At 44.0% G+C, this 24021-nt stretch carries 38 protein-coding genes; 36 read left to right on the top strand and 2 right to left on the bottom strand.

The window, feature by feature from the left end:
- Window positions 1–23 precede the first annotated feature (23 nt).
- Window positions 24–323, bottom strand: coding sequence for a hypothetical protein (locus H6G18_RS19395; RefSeq protein WP_190408734.1), 300 nt, complete (start codon window positions 321–323; stop codon window positions 24–26).
- A gap of 177 nt (window positions 324–500) precedes the next feature.
- On the opposite strand from H6G18_RS19395, the gene H6G18_RS19390 reads away from it, so the two are divergent.
- From H6G18_RS19390 to H6G18_RS19370, 5 genes are all read left to right on the top strand, one after another.
- A complete protein-coding gene (locus H6G18_RS19390; protein ID WP_190408733.1) occupies window positions 501–1364 on the top strand; it encodes an alpha/beta fold hydrolase in 864 nt (287 codons plus the stop codon).
- 312 nt (window positions 1365–1676) lie between these two features.
- Entirely contained in the window at window positions 1677–2135 is a 459-nt protein-coding gene (locus H6G18_RS19385) for a pentapeptide repeat-containing protein (RefSeq protein WP_190408732.1), read from the top strand.
- Window positions 2136–2433: 298 nt separating this feature from the next.
- Window positions 2434–3261 (top strand): ABC transporter permease, encoded by an 828-nt coding sequence (locus tag H6G18_RS19380; RefSeq protein ID WP_190408731.1) that lies wholly within the window; start codon window positions 2434–2436, stop codon window positions 3259–3261.
- Between the two features lie 141 nt (window positions 3262–3402).
- Complete coding sequence (locus tag H6G18_RS19375; protein ID WP_190408730.1) at window positions 3403–3861, top strand: hypothetical protein; 459 nt, start codon at window positions 3403–3405, stop codon at window positions 3859–3861.
- Window positions 3862–3927: 66 nt separating this feature from the next.
- Window positions 3928–4413, top strand: coding sequence for a GNAT family N-acetyltransferase (locus H6G18_RS19370; RefSeq protein ID WP_190408729.1), 486 nt, complete (start codon window positions 3928–3930; stop codon window positions 4411–4413).
- Window positions 4414–4428: 15 nt separating this feature from the next.
- Here the strand turns inward: H6G18_RS19370 and ndhN are convergent, their stop codons facing one another.
- Complete coding sequence (gene ndhN, locus H6G18_RS19365) at window positions 4429–4917, bottom strand: NAD(P)H-quinone oxidoreductase subunit N (RefSeq protein WP_190408728.1); 489 nt, start codon at window positions 4915–4917, stop codon at window positions 4429–4431.
- Window positions 4918–5808: 891 nt separating this feature from the next.
- Here ndhN and rplC point away from each other — a divergent pair.
- The 31 genes from rplC (at window position 5809) to prfA (ending at window position 23657) form a co-directional block, all read left to right on the top strand.
- Complete coding sequence (gene rplC, locus H6G18_RS19360) at window positions 5809–6444, top strand: 50S ribosomal protein L3 (protein ID WP_190408727.1); 636 nt, start codon at window positions 5809–5811, stop codon at window positions 6442–6444.
- A 64-nt stretch (window positions 6445–6508) separates the two neighbouring features.
- Window positions 6509–7141, top strand: coding sequence for a 50S ribosomal protein L4 (gene rplD / locus H6G18_RS19355; protein WP_190408726.1), 633 nt, complete (start codon window positions 6509–6511; stop codon window positions 7139–7141).
- Window positions 7134–7448: a 50S ribosomal protein L23 gene (locus H6G18_RS19350; protein WP_190408725.1), complete on the top strand. Its 315-nt coding sequence runs from the start codon at window positions 7134–7136 to the stop codon at window positions 7446–7448. Before rplD ends, H6G18_RS19350 begins: the two co-directional genes overlap by 8 nt.
- A 6-nt stretch (window positions 7449–7454) precedes the next feature.
- Window positions 7455–8318 (top strand): 50S ribosomal protein L2, encoded by an 864-nt coding sequence (gene rplB / locus H6G18_RS19345; protein ID WP_190408724.1) that lies wholly within the window; start codon window positions 7455–7457, stop codon window positions 8316–8318.
- Between the two features lie 117 nt (window positions 8319–8435).
- Window positions 8436–8714 carry a 30S ribosomal protein S19 gene (rpsS, locus tag H6G18_RS19340; RefSeq protein WP_190408723.1) on the top strand — a complete coding sequence of 93 codons (279 nt, stop codon included), beginning with the start codon at window positions 8436–8438 and terminating at the stop codon, window positions 8712–8714.
- Between the two features lie 84 nt (window positions 8715–8798).
- Window positions 8799–9158 carry a 50S ribosomal protein L22 gene (rplV, locus tag H6G18_RS19335; protein ID WP_190408722.1) on the top strand — a complete coding sequence of 120 codons (360 nt, stop codon included), beginning with the start codon at window positions 8799–8801 and terminating at the stop codon, window positions 9156–9158.
- A 52-nt stretch (window positions 9159–9210) separates the two neighbouring features.
- Window positions 9211–9972 carry a 30S ribosomal protein S3 gene (rpsC, locus tag H6G18_RS19330; RefSeq protein ID WP_190408721.1) on the top strand — a complete coding sequence of 254 codons (762 nt, stop codon included), beginning with the start codon at window positions 9211–9213 and terminating at the stop codon, window positions 9970–9972.
- Window positions 9973–10076: 104 nt separating this feature from the next.
- Window positions 10077–10505 carry a 50S ribosomal protein L16 gene (rplP, locus tag H6G18_RS19325; RefSeq protein WP_190408720.1) on the top strand — a complete coding sequence of 143 codons (429 nt, stop codon included), beginning with the start codon at window positions 10077–10079 and terminating at the stop codon, window positions 10503–10505.
- A 3-nt stretch (window positions 10506–10508) separates the two neighbouring features.
- Window positions 10509–10733, top strand: a complete 225-nt coding sequence (rpmC, locus tag H6G18_RS19320; RefSeq protein ID WP_190408719.1) for a 50S ribosomal protein L29 — start codon at window positions 10509–10511, stop codon at window positions 10731–10733.
- Between the two features lie 12 nt (window positions 10734–10745).
- Entirely contained in the window at window positions 10746–10991 is a 246-nt protein-coding gene (gene rpsQ, locus H6G18_RS19315) for a 30S ribosomal protein S17 (protein ID WP_190408718.1), read from the top strand.
- A gap of 38 nt (window positions 10992–11029) precedes the next feature.
- On the top strand, window positions 11030–11398 hold the full coding sequence (gene rplN, locus H6G18_RS19310; protein ID WP_010998343.1) for a 50S ribosomal protein L14: 369 nt from the start codon (window positions 11030–11032) through the stop codon (window positions 11396–11398).
- On the top strand, window positions 11398–11751 hold the full coding sequence (gene rplX / locus H6G18_RS19305; protein ID WP_190408717.1) for a 50S ribosomal protein L24: 354 nt from the start codon (window positions 11398–11400) through the stop codon (window positions 11749–11751). The genes rplN and rplX overlap by 1 nt, the downstream gene beginning before the upstream one ends.
- A gap of 103 nt (window positions 11752–11854) precedes the next feature.
- On the top strand, window positions 11855–12403 hold the full coding sequence (rplE, locus tag H6G18_RS19300; protein ID WP_190408716.1) for a 50S ribosomal protein L5: 549 nt from the start codon (window positions 11855–11857) through the stop codon (window positions 12401–12403).
- Between the two features lie 20 nt (window positions 12404–12423).
- Window positions 12424–12825, top strand: a complete 402-nt coding sequence (gene rpsH / locus H6G18_RS19295) for a 30S ribosomal protein S8 (protein WP_190408715.1) — start codon at window positions 12424–12426, stop codon at window positions 12823–12825.
- A gap of 147 nt (window positions 12826–12972) precedes the next feature.
- Complete coding sequence (gene rplF / locus H6G18_RS19290) at window positions 12973–13521, top strand: 50S ribosomal protein L6 (RefSeq protein ID WP_190408714.1); 549 nt, start codon at window positions 12973–12975, stop codon at window positions 13519–13521.
- Window positions 13522–13523: 2 nt separating this feature from the next.
- Window positions 13524–13886, top strand: coding sequence for a 50S ribosomal protein L18 (rplR, locus tag H6G18_RS19285; RefSeq protein WP_190408713.1), 363 nt, complete (start codon window positions 13524–13526; stop codon window positions 13884–13886).
- 93 nt (window positions 13887–13979) lie between these two features.
- Window positions 13980–14504 carry a 30S ribosomal protein S5 gene (rpsE, locus tag H6G18_RS19280; protein WP_010998337.1) on the top strand — a complete coding sequence of 175 codons (525 nt, stop codon included), beginning with the start codon at window positions 13980–13982 and terminating at the stop codon, window positions 14502–14504.
- Window positions 14505–14633: 129 nt separating this feature from the next.
- Window positions 14634–15080 carry a 50S ribosomal protein L15 gene (rplO, locus tag H6G18_RS19275; RefSeq protein ID WP_190408712.1) on the top strand — a complete coding sequence of 149 codons (447 nt, stop codon included), beginning with the start codon at window positions 14634–14636 and terminating at the stop codon, window positions 15078–15080.
- A 71-nt stretch (window positions 15081–15151) separates the two neighbouring features.
- The gene (gene secY, locus H6G18_RS19270; RefSeq protein ID WP_190408711.1) at window positions 15152–16465 is read left to right on the top strand and encodes a preprotein translocase subunit SecY; all 1314 of its coding nucleotides are present in this window, start codon (window positions 15152–15154) and stop codon (window positions 16463–16465) included.
- A complete protein-coding gene (locus tag H6G18_RS19265) occupies window positions 16465–17019 on the top strand; it encodes an adenylate kinase (protein WP_190408710.1) in 555 nt (184 codons plus the stop codon). The genes secY and H6G18_RS19265 overlap by 1 nt, the downstream gene beginning before the upstream one ends.
- 176 nt (window positions 17020–17195) lie before the next feature.
- A complete protein-coding gene (infA, locus tag H6G18_RS19260) occupies window positions 17196–17420 on the top strand; it encodes a translation initiation factor IF-1 (protein WP_006276978.1) in 225 nt (74 codons plus the stop codon).
- Window positions 17421–17536: 116 nt separating this feature from the next.
- The gene (gene rpmJ, locus H6G18_RS19255) at window positions 17537–17650 is read left to right on the top strand and encodes a 50S ribosomal protein L36 (protein ID WP_010998333.1); all 114 of its coding nucleotides are present in this window, start codon (window positions 17537–17539) and stop codon (window positions 17648–17650) included.
- A 115-nt stretch (window positions 17651–17765) separates the two neighbouring features.
- Window positions 17766–18146: a 30S ribosomal protein S13 gene (gene rpsM, locus H6G18_RS19250; RefSeq protein WP_011317575.1), complete on the top strand. Its 381-nt coding sequence runs from the start codon at window positions 17766–17768 to the stop codon at window positions 18144–18146.
- A 54-nt stretch (window positions 18147–18200) separates the two neighbouring features.
- Window positions 18201–18596 (top strand): 30S ribosomal protein S11, encoded by a 396-nt coding sequence (rpsK, locus tag H6G18_RS19245; protein WP_190408709.1) that lies wholly within the window; start codon window positions 18201–18203, stop codon window positions 18594–18596.
- A 320-nt stretch (window positions 18597–18916) separates the two neighbouring features.
- Window positions 18917–19864 carry a DNA-directed RNA polymerase subunit alpha gene (locus H6G18_RS19240; protein WP_190408746.1) on the top strand — a complete coding sequence of 316 codons (948 nt, stop codon included), beginning with the start codon at window positions 18917–18919 and terminating at the stop codon, window positions 19862–19864.
- Window positions 19865–19898: 34 nt separating this feature from the next.
- Window positions 19899–20249 carry a 50S ribosomal protein L17 gene (gene rplQ / locus H6G18_RS19235; protein WP_190408708.1) on the top strand — a complete coding sequence of 117 codons (351 nt, stop codon included), beginning with the start codon at window positions 19899–19901 and terminating at the stop codon, window positions 20247–20249.
- A 70-nt stretch (window positions 20250–20319) separates the two neighbouring features.
- Window positions 20320–21168 carry a tRNA pseudouridine(38-40) synthase TruA gene (gene truA / locus H6G18_RS19230; RefSeq protein ID WP_190408707.1) on the top strand — a complete coding sequence of 283 codons (849 nt, stop codon included), beginning with the start codon at window positions 20320–20322 and terminating at the stop codon, window positions 21166–21168.
- Window positions 21169–21240: 72 nt separating this feature from the next.
- On the top strand, window positions 21241–21696 hold the full coding sequence (rplM, locus tag H6G18_RS19225; protein WP_190408706.1) for a 50S ribosomal protein L13: 456 nt from the start codon (window positions 21241–21243) through the stop codon (window positions 21694–21696).
- Window positions 21696–22112, top strand: coding sequence for a 30S ribosomal protein S9 (gene rpsI, locus H6G18_RS19220; protein WP_190408705.1), 417 nt, complete (start codon window positions 21696–21698; stop codon window positions 22110–22112). The genes rplM and rpsI overlap by 1 nt, the downstream gene beginning before the upstream one ends.
- Before the next feature lie 102 nt (window positions 22113–22214).
- A complete protein-coding gene (gene rpmE, locus H6G18_RS19215) occupies window positions 22215–22454 on the top strand; it encodes a 50S ribosomal protein L31 (RefSeq protein WP_190408704.1) in 240 nt (79 codons plus the stop codon).
- 102 nt (window positions 22455–22556) lie between these two features.
- Window positions 22557–23657 carry a peptide chain release factor 1 gene (gene prfA / locus H6G18_RS19210; protein WP_190408703.1) on the top strand — a complete coding sequence of 367 codons (1101 nt, stop codon included), beginning with the start codon at window positions 22557–22559 and terminating at the stop codon, window positions 23655–23657.
- The last annotated feature ends 364 nt before the right edge of the window (window positions 23658–24021 follow it).

Raw genomic sequence — 24021 nt, 5'->3', positions numbered from 1 at the left:
GGTTTTACAGCCATATCACATATCTATTCAGACTCCTTGCCAAATAATTCTAATAAACCAACTGTACCCACAAAAAAAGTGTAGATGCCATATTTAATTGGCATCTTTTTTTTGGTAGGAGCATAAAAAGCGGCGATGATTCCTTCAACTAAGTGGCACGTAACGGCAAAACGCTCAACCCAAAAAATGGGGTTTAAAATGCTGGAAATATTGCTTTTAGTGATTACAGCATAAACATTCCACGCTTCTAAGCCAATAGCACTAGTGATGAGAACTGTAGATATAACTTTGATAATTGAGACTAGTTTTTGCTTTATATTCATCTGGCAATGCCTACCCTACATACATTTCAAAAATCAAGTACAAATTCCGTGGTCTGGAATCTCCTCCATTCGCCATATATTTTTTCCCCTAACCTGTCTATCAACAGATGTTGAACTTGGCAATAATTGACATTATGTAAATAATCAGCAATCTGATCCTTACAAGAAATACAGCCTATGCCCGTCGCGCAAGATACATGGAAACATGAATATATCACTACCAATGGAGTGAAACTACACTACGTCACCCAAGGAACTGGGCCATTGATGCTGATGTTACATGGGTTCCCTGAATGTTGGTATTCCTGGCGACACCAAATACCAGAATTTGCTCAATATTTTCAAGTTGTGGCTGTTGACTTGCGTGGGTATAACGATAGTGACAAGCCGAAGGAGCAATCAGCTTATGTCATGGATGAGTTTATCAAAGATGTCGCGGGACTCATCAAAGGACTAGGACATGAGAAGTGTATTTTAGTTGGTCATGATTGGGGTGGTGCGATCGCTTGGTCATTCGCTTATGCTCACCCCAGTATGTTAGAGCAGTTAATCATCCTCAATTTACCCCACCCAGCCAAATTTGCCCAAGGTCTCTATAGTCCTCAACAGTTATTACGTAGCTGGTATATCTTTTTATTTCAACTCCCAGGACTGCCTGAATTACTCCTCCAATCTACCAATTATCAAGCAATCTCAAGTACTATTCAAGGCACAGCAGTTAATAAAAATGCCTTTACTCAAACTGACCTGAATATCTATAAAGATGCAGCTGCAAAACCAGGTGCTATCACAGCAATGTTGAATTATTATCGCAATATTTTTTCTAGCTCCTTCTTTAATAGAGATTGGGGTATTTTAAACGTACCAACACTGATGATTTGGGGAGAAAATGATACGGCTCTTGGCAAGGAACTTACTTATAACACTTCAACCTATGTCAAAAACCTACAAATTAAGTATATTCACGCTTGTGGACATTGGGTACAGCAAGAACAGCCAGAATTAGTCAACCAGTATATTCGAGACTATTTAGTAATTTAAATTACTAAATATATTTTTTACTATGTATTATTTAGTAATAGGAAAATACTGAAAACTTTTAATAAGAAACATTTACTAAATGGTGCAACAGCTTAAAAATATTTAACACTAAATTAATTCAAGTATTTATGCTTAATTCTTTAGATAGAAATGGCTGAAAGTCAGATTCAATCTTATGTCTAGCAAGACAATCAAACTTTGTATAGATTATAAGCAAGTTGTGCTTTAAATCAACATTATCCTGAATTTTAGTGAGATAATAGAAATGTGAGGTAAAGAACGGACACAAATTAACTAGAAAGGGGAAAATATATGAAACTTAAGCTATTCGCGGCTCTAGCCTTAGCAGCTCCCCTATTTTTGGCTAACTCAGTCACAGCCGGGAATCCGCAAGACCTACAAAGGTTATTATCAACTGGGGAATGTAACGGGTGTAATCTAACAGGCATGAACCTCAGTAACGCTCATTTAATTGGAGCCGACTTACGAGGCGCAAATCTAGCTGGTGCTAACCTCGAAGGTGCTAACCTCGAAGGTGCTGACTTAACCAACGCCAACTTAAAAAAAGCTAACTTAACTTCAGCCTACCTAACCAACGTCAATTTCAAGCAAGCTAATCTTAATGGGGCAAACTTGACTCGCGCCCATGTGATCGATTCCAACGTATATGGTGCATCAATGGATGACCTCACCATCACCGATGCAGAAATTTATAATACAGCGATCGGTATAGGTGGTGAAGAAGCTCAAAATATTCCTGATTGGGATTAGGTTGAACTAATTCAGCTGGCTTTAAAAAAGACAGAATGGGGTGGGTAAGTTCAAGTTGGGTGTTATCACCCACCCTTACAAGAATATGAAAATTAAGATTAATACGCACTGGCGTTTAACAGTGTGATCTAGCAAAAAATATACAATTGGTAGTGAGACGCAGTGGCAATGTTACTGCGTCTTTTGAGTAAAAATCCAGAGAACTGACTTGATAAAATACTAGTTGCTCCTTGAGCAAGTGAGATGCCAAAAAATGTAAAGTAATATTTACAACGAATTTGACACCTAACTGAAAAAAGTGGCATCTCAAAGAGCTTTAATCTGGGGCAAGAAGTTTAAGACTTCACAATTACAAATCCTGTTAGTAGATAGCTTAACTATCTTTTGGGGAGACTGGTTAGATTTACGTGTGCGTTTAACACAAGTAGCTGCGTCTGGTTTAATATCACCACTTATATATATTTTAGCTTTTGGTTTAGGGCTGGGTAACTCGATTAGACCAGGTTCCGGCATCAGTGGCAATTATGATAACTATCTAGAATTCCTATTGCCCGGCATGGTAGCCTTATCATCCATGACCATTAGCTTTGGTGGAACAACATTCTCCATTTGTGGAGATAGACTGTTTACCAAAACCTTTGAAGAATTATTACTCACACCCATACATCCATTAGCGCTGCACCTGGGTAAGATGCTGGCGGGAATTGTGCGGGGTTTGATGACCTCCGGTTCGGTGATTTTGGTGGCGCTGATCATAACGAGAAACTGGAACTTTCTCAATCCCTTATTTTTGCTGTTGTTGGTGTTGAATTGTGCCGTCTTTGCAGGTTTAGGCGTAATTGTGGGATTATCAGTGCGATCGCTCGAATCGGTAGGACTATACAATAACTTTGTCATTATCCCCATGTCTTTCTTGGGCGCAACCTTCTTCGACCCCAGTACCTTACCAACAGCATTCCAAGTTGTAGTGTATTTATTACCACTGACCTATACCAGTACTGGGCTACGTGCAGCAGCTAATTTACCCTTATCTCAGTTCCCTTGGTACAGCATACCTGTCTTGTTAGTCATGGCGATCGCCCTGTCTCTTTGGGGTAGTTATAAATTTGCTCACCAACAAGACTAAACAATTCAAACGTTCCCACCCCTACTCATACCCAATCATGCTGGTTCAGCCAACTACCAAAAGCAAAAAAAGTTTTTCAAAGTTTCTCTCCTGCTAAGTCAACAAAACGTTAATCTGACTGGGTAAAGGGAAAAAACAACAATGACCCAAACATCCAATATTCGCAAGTTGCTGGCTGATGCCAAACTAGGACTGCTGCCTTATTTAGATCAACGCTTAAACGATATCGAACAGATTCTAAAACAGCAAGAAAATCTGCAATTGCAGCCTTATGATATCCAGCTTGGAGACTGCAAAACCCTAGCAGCCAACGAACCTAGACCAGCAATTACTCAGTCGGTTTCTCTAAAATTTGTCCTGACTGGTAACACAGAAGATAAACTGGAACTATTATTGTTAGCTTCTGAATTACAAAACGATGTAGATGCAGCAATTTATGAATGGAGTAACCGTGAGTGGCATCAATTTGAGAAACCTTTAAAGCGGCCGGTCACACAAATTACAGGTGGCTTAGATTATAAAGTCTTAGACACCCTAGATAACTCCTCTCAGATTACCCTTTATCGAGAATTTGATCTCATCTACCCAGTCAGTTTTTGAAGAGTTTCTAGGGCTTTTCTAATGGATAGAATCCACTACTCTAGCTTGTAGCCCCTCTCAGAACTTATGCTAATTCGCCCTGCAACACCAGCTGATGTCCCTGCTGTTTTGCCGATGGTTGTCAAGATTTGTGCCTTACATGAATCTTGGGATGCTGCCAAGTACGGTTATTTACCACAACCAGAAAAGCGTTATGAAAAATGGTTGACAAAGTTAGCAAATCAAGAACGTAGCGTGTTTCTGGTAGCCGACAACCAAGGACAACTGGTGGCTTTTGTAGCGGCGACAGTTGAACAAGAGATCCCCGTTTATCGGACAAAAGAATTTGGATTCATTCATGATCTCTGGGTTGAGCCTGAGTATCGTCAACAAGGCATTGCAAAGCAAATAGTAGAACTAACTATTGAACGCTTCCGGCAAATGGGAGTAGAGCAAATTCGCTTAGATACCGCAGCCATCAACGAAGGAGCCAGAAAGTTCTTTGCATCCTGCGGTTTTCGGGTCAGCATAATAGAAATGCTCATAACAGGGGACAAGGAACAGAACCTGTAACCTGTCCCCTAAAAACTAAACAGCCTGATAGGTAGCAGAGAATGTATCCTTAAGAGCCTTCCAACGGAAAGCGCGATCGCCTCCTCTCTCAACGACTACCTTCACTCTTGGTTCCAAACTCGGTAAATTGGTCAAAAACTCAACCTCTTGATCAGAAAGAATATGCCCTTCAATGATCCACAACACCAAACCCTTAGACTTGGGTGGCAATTGTTCTAGCTGATAACCAACAATTGGCGGCAGATAATATACATTACCTACTGCTGCACCACTACCAGAGCTTTTCTTGCCAAGGTGGGGAGGTCGTACTCCGTGAACTCCTGTGAGGTAAGCTGCTACGTCGCCCAGTCCCCTAGCAGTAAAGACTAGAGTTGTATAGCCAGTCGCACGCAACCGCCGCCGATACCGCCCTTCAAAACCCCCTTCCAAGGGTACATAAACACCTACAGATCCAAATTTCTCCAGATCCCGAATTAAACCGTTACCAGTGGTAATTAGTGCCATAAGTTTTTTGAGGTTTTGTCCTATCCCACTTCGATATCTCTATTATTTACTGTGAAGTGAGAAATTAAGGTAGATCAAGAAGCTTATACTTTAGATTTAGCTATACTCAATCGTGTCAAGCTGCCTGTGCAGGAAGCATCCAAAAAAATTAATCTATAAATTTTCTGGACAATAATCATTGGATAGTTTATATTATTAGATTGTGACCAAACTTTTCTGTCAGAGTGCCATGTCATGCTCATACCGAATCTGGTCTTAGCACCGAAAGCTAAAAAGTCTATTTCTTAAAGGAATAAACTAGCCAGAATTGATCAAAGACTGATACACTAGAAAAGCTTTTAGGTCAAACCAAAAGTTGATGACTAAATAATAAAGTTCATCATCCCCAGGCTACACACACTCTGTAGTCGGAAGAAAACAAGCAAAACCTTAAATAAAGGTTAAATTTGTTTAGTGAAGTAGAAACTGAACAGTGATATTGGCTTCATAGCATTATACAAGTTTCAGTTAAAGGATACTGAGTAGACAAGCTACTTAAGTCCACTACGACAGGGCAGGCGCCTAAGATCGGGAGACCCAATCATAGTACTGCCGCCAGAAAGTGCCTAAGCAACAGCTCGGACGAAAGCGTTGCTGCACAAAGTGCAAAGCTGTAAAGGCTTGCCTTAATACCAGGAGCTATTCCTTCTTAAGGGAAGGTGCTTGTGGCTGTTCTGGTAATTGAGTGAGTGCAACTAGATATATTTAGCAGATAAAGACACCGCCTGATGTGTCCGGAAGAATTTGAAGTGGAATTAACTGCTTACAAATTCATAATTTCGTCCGTTCATCACCGGAATCCACACAGTGTGTCTAGAAAACCCGATTTCGTAGAAAGGAGAGCCAGTAACTGTGTCAGTAGGGATTCTCGGCACCAAACTGGGCATGACCCAAATATTTGACGAAGCAGGAGCCGCAATTCCTGTCACAGTCGTGCAAGTGGGGCCATGCGTTGTTACGCAAGTAAAAAGTAAACAAACCGATGGTTACGCAGCCATTCAAGTTGGTTATGGCGAAGTTAAACCAAAGGCATTGAACAAACCTTTGTTAGGTCATTTAGCTAAATCATCTGCCCCACCGTTACGGCATTTGCATGAGTATCATACTGATGGTTCTAGCGACTACGCCTTAGGACAACAAATTACAGCAGATATTTTTAGTGCAGGTGAACTTGTAGACGTAGTTGGTACAAGTATTGGTCGCGGTTTTGCAGGCAACCAAAAACGTAATAACTTTGGTCGTGGGCCGATGTCTCACGGTTCTAAAAACCATAGAGCGCCCGGTTCCATCGGTGCAGGTACAACACCAGGACGCGTTTATCCAGGTAAACGCATGGCTGGTCGTTTAGGTGGCACACGCGTCACCATTCGCAAATTGACCATAGTACGGGTTGATGCAGAACGTAACCTGCTGCTAATTAAAGGAGCCGTTCCTGGCAAACCAGGAGCCTTATTAAATATTGTACCTGCTAAAAAAGTTGGAAAGTAGTCACAAGTCAATACTAAAAAGTTACTGACAATTGACAACTAAACAACTAATAAAGGACAAAACGATGGTAGAGAGTGTAGTAAAAAATTGGCAAGGTGAGCAAATCGGACAGCAAACGTTCGAGTTGCGAGTTGCCAAAGAAACAACGGCGGCGCACATTGTACACCGCGCCCTAGTCAGACAACAAACCAACGCTCGTCAAGGAACCGCCAGCACCAAAACCCGTGCTGAAGTCCGAGGCGGTGGCCGCAAACCCTGGCGGCAAAAAGGAACTGGTCGCGCTCGAGCAGGTTCCATTCGTTCACCATTATGGCGTGGTGGTGGTGTGATCTTTGGCCCCAAACCAAGAGATTTTGATTTAAAAATGAACCGCAAAGAGCGGCGTTTAGCACTGCGGACAGCATTTGTCAGCCGTGTAGACGATTTGATTGTAGTAGAAGAATTTAGCAACGAGCTATCCCGTCCCAAAACAAAAGATTTAGTGGCAGCATTCACTCGTTGGGGTGCAGAACCGGAAAGCAAAATATTGTTAATTTTGTCGGATTTTCCAGAAAACGTCTATTTGTCCGCCCGTAATATTGAGAACCTGAAACTCATTGCGGCTGACCAACTTAACGTTTATGACTTGCTGCACGCTGACAAAATTGTTATCACCACGTCGGCATTAGACAAACTTCAGGAGGTCTACAATGGCTAAGTTTGACCCCCGCAACCTGCCTGATTTAGTGCGTCGCCCCATCTTGACAGAAAAAGCGACCATCATGATGGAGCAGAACAAATACACTTTTGAAGTGACTCCTAAGGCTAGCAAGCCACAAATCAGAGCCGCAATTGAAGACCTATTTCAGGTCAAAGTTGTCAAAGTCAATACAGCATTACCACCACGGAGAAAAAAACGTGTAGGTAAATTTATTGGCTTTAAGCCCCAATATAAAAAAGCGATCGTCACAGTCGCACCTGGGGATGTAGAGAAAATCAGACAAGTTCTATTCCCAGAGGTATAAACTGTCATGGGTACTCGTTCTTATCGCCCTTATACCCCCAGTACTCGCCAGGTTACAATTTCCGACTTTGCGGAAATCACCAAAACCGAGCCAGAAAAGTCACTGACGGTATACAAACATCGGGCAAAAGGTCGCAACAACCAAGGTCGGATTACCAGCCGTCGCCGTGGTGGTGGACACAAAAGACTCTATCGGATCATCGACTTTAAGCGGGACAAACGTGGTATTCCTGCCACAGTCATAGCAATTGAATATGACCCCAACCGTAACGCTCGGATTGCCCTAGTTTCCTATGAAGATGGGGAAAAGCGGTACATCCTCCATCCCAATAACTTAAAAGTTGGGACAACTATTATTGCTGGGCCAGAATCTCCCATTGAAGATGGGAACGCTTTACCCTTAGCGAACATACCTCTGGGTTCAAGCGTCCACAACGTTGAATTAAAAGCAGGTAAAGGCGGTCAAATTGTTCGCTCTGCTGGTGCTACAGCTCAAGTGGTCGCTAAAGAAGGTAATTACGTTACTCTCAAGTTACCTTCGGGAGAAGTCCGCTTGATTCGACGGGAATGTTACGCCACCCTTGGGCAAGTAGGTAACACCGACGCGAGAAACTTAAGCGCTGGTAAAGCCGGGAGAAATCGCTGGAAAGGTCGCCGTCCCAAAGTCAGAGGTAGCGTCATGAACCCAGTGGATCACCCACATGGTGGTGGTGAGGGTAGAGCGCCTATTGGTAGATCCGGCCCTGTAACTCCTTGGGGTAAACCTACCTTGGGTGCGAAAACACGTAAACCCAAGAAAGCCAGCAGCAAGTTGATTGTGCGCCGTCGTCGTAAGTCTTCTAAACGCGGTCGTGGTGGTCGTGAGTCCTAGAATTTTAGATTTTAGATTTTAGATTGGGGTTACTTTTCGTTTGATGAGACACACCTAATTACTCAAAGTTTAAAATTCTAAGTCCAAAATCCAAAATCCAAAATCCAAAATTGCAGTATGGGTCGTTCTCTTAAAAAAGGTCCTTTCGTAGCCGATCATTTATTAAGCAAAATTGAAAAGCTAAATGACAGAAATGAAAAACAAGTGATTAAAACTTGGTCGAGAGCTTCAACAATTTTGCCCCTAATGGTAGGTCATACTATAGCCGTTCACAACGGCCGTCAACACGTTCCAGTTTTTATCAGCGAGCAGATGGTGGGACATAAGTTGGGAGAATTCGCTCCTACACGTACCTACAGAGGCCATGGTAAATCTGACAAAAAAGCAGGTAGGTAGTCAAGAGTCAAGAGTCAAGAGTCAAAAGTAAAAACTATTGGCTACTGACTATTGACTGTTGATTATTGACAAATGGAGAAAATTATGGCTACTGATACTACTGAAGTAAAAGCGATCGCCCGATTTATTAGAATGTCTCCCTATAAAGTACGGCGCGTACTTGACCAAATTCGGGGACGTTCTTACCGGGAAGCGCTGATTATCCTAGAATTTATGCCCTATCGAGCCACTGAGCCAGTGTTAACACTGCTGCGAAGTGCGGCTGCTAACGCTGAACATAATGCAGGATTAGACCGCACCGAGTTAGTGATTACCCAGGCTTATGCTGACCAAGGCCCAGTATTGAAACGTTTCCAACCTAGAGCGCAAGGTAGAGCTTACCAAATTCGCAAGCCGACGTGTCATATCACCTTGGCTGTGGCTGCTAACGCCGATGCTAAGTAAGTCCTAGACACAAAAAATTGCGTTAAAGTCAGAAATTTTAGAGGAAGCATTTGTGGGACAAAAAATTCATCCAGTTGGCTTTCGCCTGGGAATTACCCAAGAACACCAATCGCGTTGGTTTGCCGAACCTAGCCGCTATCCAGAACTTCTACAAGAAGACCACAAACTACGTCAATATATAGAACAAAAGCTGGGTAGACTCGCACAAAATAACGCTGGTATTTCCGAAGTACGGATTGAGCGGAAAGCCGACCAAATCGATTTAGAAGTACGTACAGCTCGCCCTGGTGTAGTTGTAGGTCGCGGCGGACAAGGCATTGAAGCCTTACGTACCGGACTACAAACACTGTTAGGTGGAAATCGTCAAATTCGCATCAACGTAGTCGAAGTACAACGGGTTGATGCCGATGCTTACCTGATTGCCGAATTTATTGCTCAACAGTTGGAACGTCGTGTCTCCTTCCGTCGGGTAGTACGCCAAGCAATTCAACGCGCCCAAAAAGCTGGCATTCAAGGGATCAAAGTTCAAGTTAGCGGTCGTCTCAACGGTGCAGAAATTGCCCGAACAGAATGGACACGGGAAGGTAGAGTACCTCTACACACGCTACGGGCTGATATTGACTACTCTTACTGCACAGCCAAAACTGTTTACGGCATTCTTGGCATCAAAGTTTGGGTATTTAAAGGCGAAATCATCCCTGGACAAGAAGTTGCTACGCCGCAACCTTCATCCCGTGAACGTGAACGTGAACCGCGTCGCCGTCAACAACAACGCCGCCGCCAGCAATTTGAAGACCGTTCCAACGAAGGATAGTCAAGAGTTCAAAGTCCATAGTCCATAGTCCAAATTGTTTGACTATTGACCATTGACTATTGACCATTGACTATTGACCATTGACTATTGACTTTTGACAAACCATGTTAAGTCCAAGAAGAACTAAATTCCGCAAACAACAGCGCGGGCGGATGGGGGGGTTAGCCCACCGGGGTAGTACCCTCAACTTTGGAGAATTTGCACTCCAAGCCCAAGAACCAGCTTGGATTACCTCTCGGCAAATCGAAGCTTCCCGTCGGGCAATGACTCGTTATATCCGCCGGGGTGGCAAAATTTGGATTCGGATATTTCCAGATAAGCCAGTAACCATGCGCCCGGCAGAAACCCGGATGGGTTCCGGTAAAGGTAATCCAGAATTTTGGGTAGCTGTAGTCAAACCAGGTCGGATTTTATTTGAAATCGCTGGAGTTACAGAAGAAATTGCCCGTGAAGCGATGCGTCTAGCAGCTTATAAGCTACCAATTAAAACCAAGTTTATTGTGCGTCCTCAAGTTGTAGAGGAACAGGAGTAGGTTATGCCACTTCCCAAAATTTCAGAAGCCAGAGAACTAAGTGACGAAAGACTGGTTGAGGAAATTACTGCCGTCAAAAAGCAACTTTTTCAGTTGCGCTTGCAAAAAGCCACCAGACAACTAGATAAACCTCACCAATTCCGTCATGCCCGCCATCGTCTAGCCCAATTGTTAACAGTAGAAGGAGAGCGGAAACGGGCAGCAGCAAGTCAACCGCCTCAAGAATAAAAGTAGGAGATTATGGCAATCAAAGAACGCGTTGGCTTGGTAGTGAGCGATAAGATGCAGAAAACTGTGGTAGTCGCCATAGAAAACCGCGCTCCTCACCCCAAGTACGGCAAGATTGTAGTTAAAACCCGCCGCTATAAAGCTCACGACGAAGAGAATAAATGCAAAGTAGGCGATCGCGTGCGGATTCAGGAAACCAGACCCTTGAGTAAAACCAAGCGCTGGCAAGTTGCAGAAATTCTCAACACCAAAGCTTAGTTGTTATTTTTATAACAACTTTATAAGGGAGACCAATTGTGATTCAACCCCAAACCTATCTCAATGTCGCAGATAATAGCGGCGCTCGTAAATTGATGTGTATCCGTGTCTTAGGTGCGGGTAACAGTCGTTATGGTTTCATCGGCGACAAAATTATTGCTGTCGTCAAAGATGCCACACCCAACATGGCTGTAAAAAAATCTGATGTTGTGGAAGCTGTAATTGTCCGCACCCGCCATCACATCCGTCGAGATAGCGGTATGACCATTCGCTTTGACGATAACGCCGCCGTCATCATCAACAAAGATGGTAACCCCAGAGGCACACGGGTATTTGGCCCTGTAGCACGGGAATTGCGTGACAAAAACTTCACCAAAATAGTTTCTTTGGCTCCGGAGGTGCTGTAATGCCGAGTAAAAAGGACACAACACCCACTTTCCATAAAATGCACGTTAAAACTGGCGATACAGTACAAGTAATCGCTGGCAAAGACAAAGGCAAAGTTGGTGAAGTAATTAAAGCACTGCCCCAACTGAGCAAAGTCATTGTTAAAGGTGTCAATATTAAGACTAAGCACGTCAAACCCCAACAAGAAGGGGAATCGGGACGGATTGTGACTCAAGAAGCACCGATTCACAGTTCCAACGTCATGCTTTATTCGACAAAGCAAAACGTTGCTAGTCGTGTCTGCTACACTTTCACACCAGAAGGTAAGAAAGTAAGGAAACTCAAGAAAACTGGTGAGATTCTCGATAGCTAGAGAATGAGCCGACTTGAGATTTTAGATGTGGAATTAAATTGACAGTCTAAAATCGGAAATTAAAGTTTCCCTGACAAAGCCCAGGGAGCATCAGGAAAAAACTATGGCGACAACAAGACTCAAAACCTTATATCAAGAGACAATCGTCCCCAAATTAACTCAACAGTTTCAGTACTCTAACGTTCATCAAGTACCAAAATTGGTGAAAATTACTGTGAACAGAGGTTTGGGAGAAGCGGCTCAAAATGCTAAATCCCTAGAAGCTTCTTTAAGCGAAATTGCCACTATTACTGGTCAAAAGCCAGTGGTCACACGGGCGAAAAAAGCGATCGCTGGCTTTAAAATTCGTCAAGGTATGCCAGTTGGCATCATGGTGACACTCAGAGGCGAACGAATGTATGCCTTCTTCGACAGACTGATTAGCTTGTCATTGCCAAGAATTAGAGACTTCCGTGGGATCAGCCCCAAAAGCTTTGATGGTCGCGGTAACTATACTCTAGGCGTAAGAGAACAGTTAATCTTTCCAGAAATCGAATACGACAGCATCGATCAAATCCGTGGTCTAGATATTTCTATTATCACCACAGCGAAAAACGACGAAGAGGGCCGCGCCTTACTTAAAGAATTTGGAATGCCCTTTCGCGATCAATAAGTTCATCTAAAGAGGGAACGATGGCGGCTAACGACACAATTGCAGATATGCTGACGCGCATCCGCAATGCCAATATGGCAAGGCATCAAACTACACAAGTGCCAGCCACAAAAATGACGCGTAGCATTGCTAAAGTGCTACAAGAAGAAGGTTTTATTGCTGAATTCTCTGAAGAAGGAGACAGTGTAAAGCGTAACTTGGTGATTGCTCTGAAATATAAGGGTAAAAATCGCCAGCCTTTGATTACTGCTCTCAAGCGTGTAAGTAAACCCGGTTTGCGTGTTTACTCCAACCGAAAAGAATTACCAAGAGTATTAGGCGGTATTGGTATTGCCATTATCTCTACATCCAGTGGAATCATGACCGACCGCGAAGCGCGGCGGCAGAACTTGGGTGGTGAAGTACTCTGCTACGTCTGGTAGTTATTAGTCATTGGTCATTGGTCATTCGTCATTGGTAAAAACCAAGGAAAACTGACAACTGGCAACTGACCCAGTGGGTTCGTCAGTTACTCATGGGGGAAACCCCCAAGAACGCACTGACTCACAACTGACAAAGGAAAAAAATTCATGTCTCGTATTGGTAAACGTCCAATTACTGTACCCGCCAAAGTGCAAGTCACCATTGATGGCACAAAGGTTGTGGTTAAAGGCCCTAAAGGCGAACTTTCTCGGAATCTACCCCCTAATGTCATAGTTACCCAAGAAGGGGAAACCTTACAAGTAACCCGTCGAGATGAAACTCGTACTTCCAGGCAACTGCACGGTTTAAGCCGGACTCTTGTGGCCAATATGGTAGAGGGAGTTTCTCAAGGTTTCCAACGCCGTTTGGAAATACAAGGTGTAGGTTATAGGGCCCAAGTTCAAGGCCGTAACCTAGTCTTAAACATGGGTTACAGCCATCAAGTTCAAATTGACCCACCAGAGGGAGTTCAATTTGCTGTTGAAAATAACACTAACGTTATAGTCAGTGGCTACGACAAAGAAATAGTAGGTAACACAGCAGCAAAAATTCGTGCCGTTCGTCCACCAGAACCTTATAAGGGTAAAGGTATTCGCTATGCCGGTGAGGTGGTCAGACGTAAAGCTGGTAAGACTGGTAAGGGTGGTAAGAAGTAAACATGAAACTTACTCGTAGAGAATCAAAAGAGCGTCGCCATAGACGCGTTCGTGGAAAAGTTCAAGGTTCTCCAGAACGCCCACGACTAGCTGTATTCCGATCCAATGAGCATATTTATGCCCAAGTGATAGATGATACACAACATCACACGCTAGTTGCAGCATCAACTGTAGAGCCTGAAGTAAAATCTAGCTTGGCTTCCGGTGCTAACTGCGAAGCATCAGCACAAATTGGTAAATTGATTGCAGTGCGATCACTGGAAAAAGGTATCACCAAAGTCGTATTTGATCGCGGTGGCAACTTATACCACGGTAGAATCAAAGCACTAGCCGAAGCAGCGCGCGAAGCTGGGTTAGATTTCTAATTTGTCAGTAGTCAATGGTCAATAGTCAGTAGTAACTGACAACTGACAACTGACAACTGACAACTGACAACTGACAAAAAGAGAGCATAAATTATGGCAACAGGTCGTCGTAAAGCTAACCGCACGAAAAAAGAAGAAACTAACTGGCAAGAGCGGGTAATTCAAATCCGACGTGTGAGCAAGGTCGTTAAAGGTGGTAAAAAACTCAGCTTCCGAGCGATCGTGGTAGTTGGTAACGAACGTGGTCAAGTTGGAGTTGGAGTAGGCAAAGCCTCTGATGTTATTGGTGCTGTGAAAAAAGGTGTAGCTGACGGTAAAAAACACCTGATTGACATCCCCATCACCAAATCTAACTCCATCCCTCATCCAATTGATGGTGTCGGTGGTGGCGCTAAGGTAATGATGCGCCCGGCCGCCCCTGGTACTGGTGTAATTGCTGGTGGTGCTGTCCGTACAGTATTGGAATTGGCAGGAGTTCGTAACGTTTTAGCCAAGCAACTCGGCTCTAACAACCCACTCAACAACGCCAGAGCGGCTGTTAATGCCTTATCTACACTACGTACCTTAGCTGAAGTCGCTGAAGACAGAGGCATTGCCATCGAAAAACTCTATATTTAAGTAGTCATTTGTTTGTAGTTCCGAAGCAGCTGACCTTTACGGGTTCACCAGTTGCTTTAAGTCGGGGAAACCGCCCAACGCACTGCCTCACAACTGACAACTGACAACTGACAAACACAGAGTAAGATTATGAGACTCAACGATGTTAAGCCCCAAAAAGGCTCAAAAAAACGCCGCCGCCGTGTAGGTAGAGGTATTTCTGCTGGTCAAGGTGCTAGTGCTGGTCTAGGAATGAGAGGTCAAAAATCTCGTTCTGGTAGCGGTACAAGACCTGGTTTTGAAGGTGGTCAGCAGCCATTGTACCGACGGATACCTAAGTTGAAGGGCTTTCCTGTAGTTAATCGGAAAATTTACACTACGATTAATGTAGAGAAGCTAGCCTCTCTTCCTGCAAATACAGAAGTAACTTTGGAATCTTTGAAAACGGCAGGTATTTTGACTGCTGTCAAAGGCCCATTGAAGATTTTGGGTAATGGAGATTTAGGCGTAGCCCTCAACGTCAAAGCAGCAGCTTTTACAGGTCAAGCTCGTAGCAAAATTGAGGCTGCTGGAGGGAGTTGTGAAGTTTTAGGGTGATTGCCCAACAGCGCACTTGAAAGCTAGCAAACTCGCTTCCAGCGCCTGGTTCATGATAAAGGTAGCACTCTATGATCAGTCGAGATAAAGCCCCAACGGCTCAAGAAACTTTTATGCAGATGGCACAAGCGGCTGGGCTGAGAGGCAGGCTGCTTGTAACTGTCGGTATTTTAATTTTGGTTCGCCTGGGTATCTTTTTACCAGTACCAGGAATTGATAGAACTAGATTTGCCGAAGCCATTTCAAGCAATAATGCCATATTCGGTTTATTGGATATATTTTCTGGACGAGGACTTTCCACTTTAGGTGTCTTCGCTTTAGGGATTTTGCCTTTTATTAATGCGTCAATTATCATCCAATTACTGACTGCGGCAATACCATCTTTAGAAAATTTACAAAAAAATGAGGGTGAAGCGGGCAGACGGAAAATTTCCCAAATTACTCGCTATGTAACTGTTGGCTGGGCAATCTTTCAGAGCGTGGCTTTTTCTGCATTGTTTCTTCAACAATTTGCATTACAGCCAGGTCCAATATTTGTAGCAGAAACAGCGATCTCACTGACTGCTGGTTCTATGTTTGTCATGTGGGCATCGGAACTGATCACAGAACGGGGTATTGGTAATGGCGCATCTTTGTTGATTTTTGTCAACATTGTCGCTTCCTTACCAAAATCCTTGGGTGACACCATTGACTTGGTGCAAGTTGGCGGTAGAGAAATCGTTGGTCGCGTAATTGTGCTAGTGTTGGTATTCCTGGCAACAATCGTGGGTATCGTATTTGTTCAGGAAGGTATCCGTCGCATCCCGATCATCTCAGCTCGTCGTCAAGTAGGTCGTCGCGTGTTAGCAGAACAGCGTAGCTACTTACCCTTACGCCTCATTTCCGGTGGTGTAATGCCCATCATTTTTGCAGCAGCCATCCTGAGCCTACCTCTTTTGATTGCTAATTTTACCAAAAACCCAGAATTGGCAAACATAGTCAACACCTATCTGAGTCCCGGTGGTTCTGGGTCTTGGGTATATGCGTTGGTGTACTTAATTTCCATTGTTTTCTTTAGCTACTTCTATTCGTCTTTGATTGTTAACCCTGTTGATGTAGCCCAGAACCTGAAAAAAATGGGTTCTAGTATTCCGGGTATTCGTCCAGGTAAAGCAACTAGTGAATATATCGAGCGGGTAATTAACCGACTAACTTTCTTGGGTGCAATCTTTTTGGGCTTGGTGGCAATTATTCCTACCGCCGTGGAAAGAGCTCTAGGAGTACCAACTTTTAGAGGACTTGGTGCAACCTCTTTGCTAATTCTGGTTGGTGTGGCGATTGAAACCGCTAAACAAGTCCAAACTTATGTTATTTCTCAGCGTTATGAAGGAATGGTGAAACAATAGTGACCCGACTAATCTTCTTGGGACCGCCTGGAGCAGGTAAAGGAACACAAGCTCAAATTTTGGCAGAGCATTTGCATATTCCGCATATTTCCACTGGAGATATATTGCGGCAAGCCATGAAAGAGCAAACTCCTTTAGGAATCAAAGCTCAAGGCTATGTTGATAGCGGTGAGTTGGTTCCTGACCAGTTAGTGCAAGACTTAGTAGAAGAACGTCTTGATCAATCAGATGCCAAATCTGGCTGGATATTAGATGGTTTTCCTCGTAAAGTTACACAAGCCGCTTTTCTGGAAGAATTGCTGCAAAAAATAGGTCAAGGTGGCGAAAGAGTAGTCAATTTAGATGCACCAGATGATGTTGTGGTGACGCGCTTGTTATCCAGAGGCCGGAAAGATGACACCGAAGAGGTAATCCGTCGCCGCCTAGAAATCTACCGCAATGATACTGCACCTCTAATTGATTATTACAGCGATCGCCAAAAACTTTTAACTATCAATGGCGACCAATCCCAAGAAGATGTCACTCACGAATTGAAAAAAACTTTAGGTTCATAACCGAGACTAAAGCCTAGGGAGTAGGGAATAAGATATTCATCACTCCCTCCTTAACTCAAGATGTTGTCAAATTTAGCTAAGATATATTAATAAACAGTTGATATATTTCTTAAAATGTGTTCTTTTGCAGATGAGTGCTGCAACCGAACAAAAAGTTGTTGAATTGAGGAAAAGACTTGTCTAAACAAGATTTGATTGAAATGGAAGGCACTGTCACTGAGTCTTTGCCTAATGCCATGTTTCGCGTTGATCTAGATAACGGTTTCAACGTTTTGGCACACATATCTGGCAAGATTCGGCGTAACTATATCAAGATTTTGCCTGGCGATCGCGTCAAAGTTGAACTGACTCCCTACGATCTCACAAAAGGCAGAATCACGTACAGACTGCGGAAGAAGTAGATATATGTAAGGAAGTCTACCATAAAACAATTTATTTGGGTGTTACCCATTTACTTAATTGCATAAAATTTTCTAGAAATGCTATAATTTAATATTTGGAGTCAATTTTTAAAGGCATGAAAGTCAGAGCCTCAGTCAAGAAAATTTGTGAAAAGTGTAACGTGATTCGCCGTCGTGGACGCGTTATGGTGATCTGTGTCAATCCCAAACATAAGCAACGTCAAGGATAACATTCCTCAACGGTGAGAGTGACGCGCATCCATATCATCACCAACCAAAACACAACAGACGCGGTTAAACGCGTTTTTCGATCAGCAACTGCGAGAAAAATAGGGAGTACTCATCGTGGCACGTATTGCCGGTGTAGACCTTCCACGCGACAAACGCGTTGAAATTGGTCTAACTTATATCTACGGAATTGGACTATCACGGTCGCAAGAAATTCTTGCGGCTACCGGGGTTAACCCAGATACCCGCGTTAAAGACCTCAGCGATGCTGATGTAGCAGCCCTGCGAGGCGAAGTCGAAAGCAACTATCAAGTTGAAGGTGACTTGCGGCGCTTGGAAGCAATGAACATCAAGCGCCTGGTAGACATTGGTACATACAGAGGCCGTCGTCATCGGATGGGCTTACCAGTCAGAGGACAAAGGACGCGGACTAATGCTAGAACCCGTCGTGGGAGAAGGCAGACAGTGGCCGGTAAGAAGAAGGCTCCTGGCAAGTAATATTTCTTTACTTGCTACCAATAGCAAGTTTTACCTGAGATTAACTGAAATAATATGGCGAGACAACCAACAAAAAAATCTGGTAGTAAGAAGCAGAAACGGAACGTTCCTAACGGAATGGCTTACATCCAGTCTACTTTCAACAATAGCATTGTCACCATCACCGATCAAAATGGAGATGTGATCTCCTGGGCTAGTGCTGGTTCTAGTGGTTTTAAAGGCGCGAAAAAGGGAACTCCTTTTGCAGCGCAAACCGCAGCTGAGAGTGCAGCCAGACGAGCTATGGATCAAGGAATGCGCCAAATTGAAGTAATGGTTAGTGGCCCAGGCGCGGGTAGAGAAACTGCGATTCGGGCAATCCAAGGAGCAGGGCTAGAAATTACCCTGATCCGGGACATTACCCCAATTCCTCATAATGGTTGCCGTCCACCAAAGCGTCGTCGCGTATAAGTCAACAGCTTTGACTGGTGAGGGCAAGAAGTTTTAGCAAAGAAAATCACATGCGATTGCTTGGCAAGTGAAGTAAATGTAAAAGAACTTCAAACGGCTGGGACGATAACAAGCGTGTCAGCTCTTCCATTGGGGAGGGCTGTTATACTCCAAATCACCCAAAATATAATGAATGCCTGCAAGCTCAATAGGCGTGTCAAACCCCACTACCACTAGATGTTGGCAGTTTGATACACCTAAGCCAGCCCAAGGCAATAAAGTAAATTCGAGAGGCAAATATTTTGCCTGCTAGCAGCACCTTAATTAAGGGAGGCTACTCCGTGGCGCAGTTTCAAATTGAATGTGTAGAGTCAAATACAGAGGAAAGTCGGAATCATTACAGTAAATTTATCCTAGAACCTCTAGAACGTGGTCAAGGAACAACAGTCGGCAATGCGTTGCGGCGAGTTTTACTGTCCAATCTAGAGGGAACAGCAGTCACAGCAGTGCGGATTGCGGGTGTCTCCCACGAGTTTGCCACGGTTCCGGGCGTACGAGAAGATGTTTTAGAAATCATCATGCGGATGAAAGAAGTCATCCTCAAGAGCTATTCGTCTCAAGCCCAGATTGGCAGATTATTAGTTAACGGGCCAGCAACAATCACTGCATCCCATTTTGATTTGCCAAGTGAAGTAGAAATTATCGATCCTACTCAGTACGTAGCTACTATTGCTGAGGGCGGCAAACTGGAAATGGAATTTCGCATTGAGAGGGGCAAAGGATATCGCACAGTAGAAAGAGGACGCGAAGAAGCTACATCTTTGGACTTTTTGCAAATCGACTCGATATTTATGCCAGTGCGAAAAGTTAACTACAGCGTCGAGGAAGTACGAGCAGATGGTTCGATCACCAAAGACAGACTACTGTTAGAAGTCTGGACAAATGGTAGTATTTCTCCTCAAGAAGCACTATCATCAGCAGCAGGAATTCTAGTAGATTTGTTCAACCCGTTGAAAGACATTTCACTAGAACCAACAGATACAAATTCCGATATTCCAGATGATCCAACTGCCCAGATTCCTATCGAAGAGTTGCAGCTTTCTGTAAGAGCCTACAACTGTCTCAAGCGGGCGCAGGTTAATTCTGTGGCTGACTTGTTGGATTACACCCAAGAAGACTTGTTAGAAATTAAAAACTTCGGTCAGAAGTCAGCAGAAGAGGTCGTTGAAGCTTTACAGCGACGTTTGGGCATTACCTTGCCCCAAGAAAGAAGCTCTAAACACAGCTAATTTTAAATCGTTCAAAGTTCACTGTAGTATTGTTATGCGTCACCGGAATCGGGTCAAAAAACTTGGTAAACCAGCAGATCAGCGCCGCGCCCTGTTACGAGCGTTGACTACTGAGTTAATCCGTCATGGTCGGATTACTACTACTCTAATTCGTGCAAAAGTGTTGCGAAGCGAAGTAGAAAAAATGATCACCTTAGCAAAAGATGGCTCATTGGCAGCACGTCGGGAAGCTTTGGGCTACATATACGATAAACAGCTAGTCCATGCGCTGTTTGAGCAAGTCCCCTCTCGATACAGTAATCGTCAAGGTGGATACACACGCATCCTGCATACTGTACCTCGTCGGGGAGACAATGCTGAGATGGCAATTATTGAGCTGGTTTAAAGAAGGCAGAAGTCCAAAGGGTAAATCCTTTGCTCAATAGCACCTACTTCAGCCTTTAGTAAAAGATTCTATGTTAGATAGTCACCAGCCTAAACAAACTCAGCGAGTAGCCTTGGTAATTCAATACCTTGGCACTCACTTTCATGGCTGGCAAAGACAAAAGCAGCATCGAACAGTTCAGGAAGAAATTGAGACAGCGATCGCTAAAATTTTGGGGCATCATGTCACACTACATGGTGCAGGACGTACTGATAGCGGAGTCCATGCTGCTGCTCAGGTAGCCCATTTTGAAGCGACAGGTTTGATTCCTGCACACAAGTGGGCATCGGTTCTCAATAGTTATCTGCCCAAGGATATATTAATAAAGGCTTCAGCAAGTGTAGGAAACCGTTGGCACGCTCGCTTTAGTGCAGCTTACAGGCGGTATCGCTACACAATTTACACTGAAGATCGACCGAATTTGTTCGTGACACCCTTCAGTTGGCATTATTATTATGCACCCCTTGATGAAGCTCTCATGCAGGCTGCCCTCGAACCTCTGATGGGAAAGCATCATCTAGCTGCATTTCACCGTGCAGGTTCAAAGCGATCGCATTCTTGGGTAGAGGTGCAAGCAGTAGAGTGTCATCGTAGTGGGCCGTTTATCCATATTGAAATTCAGGCAGATGGATTTTTATATGGCATGGTGCGACTGTTGGTAGGAATGTTAGCACAGGTAGGTTCTGGACAAAGAACTCTGACTAACTTCACCGAACTCTGGAAAGAACAACGCCGGGAAGAAGTAAAACACGCCGCGCCGTCACAAGGTTTATGCCTCTTACGGGTCGGCTATCCAGATTTTCCCTTTACCCCTGACGTTTGGTATGACACCATGCCAAAGTTAGTTATTAGTCAAGAGTCATTAGTCAAGAGTCATTAGTCAAAAGCTTTTGCTATGGACTATGGACTATAGACTATGGACTCTGAAAAAAATGACAAAGGACAAATAAAAATGAGTAAAACATACCTTCCTCCTCAAGAGTCCCTTGAGCGTGATTGGTACGTAGTAGATGCTACGGACAAACGCCTCGGTCGCCTTGCCAGCGAAATTGCCATGATTTTAAGAGGCAAAAATAAGGCTCACTATACACCCCACATGGATACAGGTGACTTCGTTATTGTCGTAAATGCTGAAAAAGTAGCAGTTACAGGTAAAAAACGTACCCAAAAACTCTACCGTCGGCACTCTGGCCGTCCTGGTGGGATGAAGACAGAAACCTTCGCCAAACTACAACAACGCTTACCAGAAAGAATTCTTGAACACGCAGTCAAAGGTATGCTACCCAAAAATAGCTTGGGTAAGCAGTTGTTCACTAAACTAAAAGTCTACGCTGGGCCTACTCATCCCCACGACGCCCAAAAACCTAAAGAACTCAACATTAATACAATCCCTGGAGCAGAAAGTTAATGGTAGTAGCAGAAGCGAATAGCGGTCGCGCCGTGTACTGGGGTACTGGTCGCCGAAAATCATCAGTAGCACGGGTGCGTCTAGTTCCCGGTAGTGGACAGTTGATTGTGAATGGCAAGCCCGGAGACTTGTACTTCCAATTCAACGCCAATTATTTGGGCGTTATCAAAGCCCCCTTGGAAACCCTGGGGCTAGAAAACGAATACGACATTTTGGTAAAAGCAGAAGGCGGTGGCTTAACTGGACAAGCTGACTCCGTGCGCTTGGGAGTTGCCCGTGCTTTATGCCAATTAGACCCCGAAAATCGTCCACCTTTAAAAACCGAAGGCTACTTAACACGCGATCCCAGGGCAAAAGAACGGAAAAAGTATGGTTTGCACAAAGCCCGGAAAGCTCCTCAATACTCCAAACGATAGGAGATGGGGATGAGGTGCTGGGGATTGGCTATAAACTATCTAATCTCTAGCCCATAACCTCTAAAAAGTTATAATTTATATAGATTCACCACAAAAGGAACAATGGCTAAATCTGATATTCATCCCAAGTGGTATCCAGACGCAAAAGTGTATTGCAATGGTCAAGTTGTGATGACCGTTGGTTCTACTAAACCAGAATTACACGTTGATGTTTGGTCTGGCAACCACCCTTTTTATACTGGTACTCAGAAAATTATTGATACTGAGGGTAGAGTAGAGCGCTTCTTGCGTAAGTACGGTATGAGCAGCACTCAAAGCTCCGGCGAACAAAAGAAAAAGTAGCGGTTTGGCTCTGCTGTTAACGACGACCCTGCGTCTGCTGGGTCGATTGTCATTTTTTGCCGAGCCAACTGGTTATTTTTTAAAGGAGCGATCGCACTCATTATGGCTGAATCATACCTGCTGGAGAAACTAAAATCCGTTGAACAAACCTTCAATGAACTGACTCGTCGCCTGGGCGACCCTGACACGGCTAAAAACCCCGATGAGTATCAAAAGATTGCTAAGTCCCGTTCTTCTTTAGAAGAAGTTGTAGAGACTTATGATAATTGGAAAATCGCCCAAGAAGAATTAATTGGGGCGCGTCAGGTACTTAAAGAGGCCAACGGTGATCCAGATATGCACGAAATGGCAGCTCTGGAAGTAAAAGAATTAGAAGAAAAAATAGAGTATTTAGAAACGCGCTTGAAGGTGTTGCTCCTACCCCGTGACCCCAACGATGATAAAAACATCATGTTGGAAATTCGCGCTGGTACTGGTGGCGATGAAGCGAGTATTTGGGCTGGAGATTTATTGCGGATGTATTCTCGCTATGCTGATACTCAAGGCTGGCGGGTGAAGTTGGTGAGTGAGTCCCTTGGTGAAATGGGTGGCTTCAAAGAAGTTATCCTGGAAATTCAAGGTGAGAGCGTTTACAGTAAGCTGAAGTTTGAAGCCGGAGTTCATCGCGTGCAGCGTGTACCAGCAACGGAAGCTGGGGGAAGGGTACATACTTCAACGGCGACAGTGGCAATTATGCCAGAAGTTGATGAAGTAGAAATCCACATTGACCCGAAAGATATTGAAATGACTACGGCTCGTTCTGGTGGTGCTGGTGGACAAAACGTCAACAAGGTGGAAACTGCTGTTGACTTAATGCACAAACCGACGGGAATACGAATTTTCTGTACAGAAGAACGTAGCCAGTTGCAAAACAAAGAACGGGCGATGCAGATTTTGCGCGCGAAATTGTATGAGATCAAACTACGAGAACAACAAGAAGAAGTGACTTCGATGAGGCGATCGCAAGTGGGAACAGGATCGCGATCAGAAAAAATTCGCACTTATAATTATAAAGATAGCCGTGCGACTGACCACCGTTTAGGTCAAAACTTTTCGCTTAATCCTGTTTTGGAAGGCGATTTAGAGACGGTCATCCAATCTTGTATTTCTCAAGACCAGCAGGAACGGTTGGCGGAGTTAGCAACTTCTAGCGCGGCTGGCTAATATCTAGTTGAATAAATTATGTTTAAATCGTCTGTGAGTAACAGGCGGTTTTTGTTTTGCTTCACGCAGAGGAGGACACTTGCGTGGGCGGGTCTCCCGACTTGTTCGCAAAGCGTCTCGAAGAGAGCAAAGTGTCCGTCGCGCAGAAACGCAAAGAAGAACTATTGGTAATACCAATTTGAAAAAAGAATGCGACAGATGGTAAATATAGACAGAAGTAGTATTCAGGGTATGTGATGGCAGGGGTAACGCATATTGAGATTGAAGAAAGTGTCGAGGAACTAGAGGAGTGGCTCAGACATCAAAAACAGTCTCGGTGCAAAGAACGAATACAAGCCCTATATCTGATTAAAGGGCAGGAAAT

Origin of the sequence: Anabaena subtropica FACHB-260 (assembly GCF_014697105.1) — a bacterium.
Classification (GTDB): Bacteria; Cyanobacteriota; Cyanobacteriia; order Cyanobacteriales; family Nostocaceae; genus Trichormus; species Trichormus subtropicus.
This window is presented reverse-complemented; position numbering and strand designations above follow the sequence as displayed.

What these genes read in the sequence shown, in the direction of transcription:
- ndhN (WP_190408728.1), bottom strand. Translation starts at nt 4,917, where the DNA reads ATGGCACTAATTACCACTGGTAACGGTTTAATTCGGGATCTGGAGAAA.
- rplD (WP_190408726.1), top strand. Translation starts at nt 6,509, where the DNA reads ATGGTAGAGAGTGTAGTAAAAAATTGGCAAGGTGAGCAAATCGGACAG.
- rplE (WP_190408716.1), top strand. Translation starts at nt 11,855, where the DNA reads ATGGCGACAACAAGACTCAAAACCTTATATCAAGAGACAATCGTCCCC.
- H6G18_RS19385 (WP_190408732.1), top strand. Translation starts at nt 1,677, where the DNA reads ATGAAACTTAAGCTATTCGCGGCTCTAGCCTTAGCAGCTCCCCTATTT.
- rpsE (WP_010998337.1), top strand. Translation starts at nt 13,980, where the DNA reads ATGGCAACAGGTCGTCGTAAAGCTAACCGCACGAAAAAAGAAGAAACT.
- rplB (WP_190408724.1), top strand. Translation starts at nt 7,455, where the DNA reads ATGGGTACTCGTTCTTATCGCCCTTATACCCCCAGTACTCGCCAGGTT.
- rplV (WP_190408722.1), top strand. Translation starts at nt 8,799, where the DNA reads ATGGCTACTGATACTACTGAAGTAAAAGCGATCGCCCGATTTATTAGA.
- H6G18_RS19395 (WP_190408734.1), bottom strand. Translation starts at nt 323, where the DNA reads ATGAATATAAAGCAAAAACTAGTCTCAATTATCAAAGTTATATCTACA.
- rpsS (WP_190408723.1), top strand. Translation starts at nt 8,436, where the DNA reads ATGGGTCGTTCTCTTAAAAAAGGTCCTTTCGTAGCCGATCATTTATTA.
- rplQ (WP_190408708.1), top strand. Translation starts at nt 19,899, where the DNA reads ATGCGTCACCGGAATCGGGTCAAAAAACTTGGTAAACCAGCAGATCAG.
- rpsI (WP_190408705.1), top strand. Translation starts at nt 21,696, where the DNA reads ATGGTAGTAGCAGAAGCGAATAGCGGTCGCGCCGTGTACTGGGGTACT.
- rpmJ (WP_010998333.1), top strand. Translation starts at nt 17,537, where the DNA reads ATGAAAGTCAGAGCCTCAGTCAAGAAAATTTGTGAAAAGTGTAACGTG.
- rplM (WP_190408706.1), top strand. Translation starts at nt 21,241, where the DNA reads ATGAGTAAAACATACCTTCCTCCTCAAGAGTCCCTTGAGCGTGATTGG.
- rplF (WP_190408714.1), top strand. Translation starts at nt 12,973, where the DNA reads ATGTCTCGTATTGGTAAACGTCCAATTACTGTACCCGCCAAAGTGCAA.
- rplP (WP_190408720.1), top strand. Translation starts at nt 10,077, where the DNA reads ATGTTAAGTCCAAGAAGAACTAAATTCCGCAAACAACAGCGCGGGCGG.
- H6G18_RS19390 (WP_190408733.1), top strand. Translation starts at nt 501, where the DNA reads ATGCCCGTCGCGCAAGATACATGGAAACATGAATATATCACTACCAAT.
- rpsK (WP_190408709.1), top strand. Translation starts at nt 18,201, where the DNA reads ATGGCGAGACAACCAACAAAAAAATCTGGTAGTAAGAAGCAGAAACGG.
- truA (WP_190408707.1), top strand. Translation starts at nt 20,320, where the DNA reads ATGTTAGATAGTCACCAGCCTAAACAAACTCAGCGAGTAGCCTTGGTA.
- H6G18_RS19375 (WP_190408730.1), top strand. Translation starts at nt 3,403, where the DNA reads ATGACCCAAACATCCAATATTCGCAAGTTGCTGGCTGATGCCAAACTA.
- prfA (WP_190408703.1), top strand. Translation starts at nt 22,557, where the DNA reads ATGGCTGAATCATACCTGCTGGAGAAACTAAAATCCGTTGAACAAACC.
- rplO (WP_190408712.1), top strand. Translation starts at nt 14,634, where the DNA reads ATGAGACTCAACGATGTTAAGCCCCAAAAAGGCTCAAAAAAACGCCGC.
- rplR (WP_190408713.1), top strand. Translation starts at nt 13,524, where the DNA reads ATGAAACTTACTCGTAGAGAATCAAAAGAGCGTCGCCATAGACGCGTT.
- rpmE (WP_190408704.1), top strand. Translation starts at nt 22,215, where the DNA reads ATGGCTAAATCTGATATTCATCCCAAGTGGTATCCAGACGCAAAAGTG.
- rplX (WP_190408717.1), top strand. Translation starts at nt 11,398, where the DNA reads ATGCCGAGTAAAAAGGACACAACACCCACTTTCCATAAAATGCACGTT.
- secY (WP_190408711.1), top strand. Translation starts at nt 15,152, where the DNA reads ATGATCAGTCGAGATAAAGCCCCAACGGCTCAAGAAACTTTTATGCAG.
- rpsQ (WP_190408718.1), top strand. Translation starts at nt 10,746, where the DNA reads ATGGCAATCAAAGAACGCGTTGGCTTGGTAGTGAGCGATAAGATGCAG.
- rpsH (WP_190408715.1), top strand. Translation starts at nt 12,424, where the DNA reads ATGGCGGCTAACGACACAATTGCAGATATGCTGACGCGCATCCGCAAT.
- rpmC (WP_190408719.1), top strand. Translation starts at nt 10,509, where the DNA reads ATGCCACTTCCCAAAATTTCAGAAGCCAGAGAACTAAGTGACGAAAGA.
- H6G18_RS19370 (WP_190408729.1), top strand. Translation starts at nt 3,928, where the DNA reads ATGCTAATTCGCCCTGCAACACCAGCTGATGTCCCTGCTGTTTTGCCG.
- H6G18_RS19350 (WP_190408725.1), top strand. Translation starts at nt 7,134, where the DNA reads ATGGCTAAGTTTGACCCCCGCAACCTGCCTGATTTAGTGCGTCGCCCC.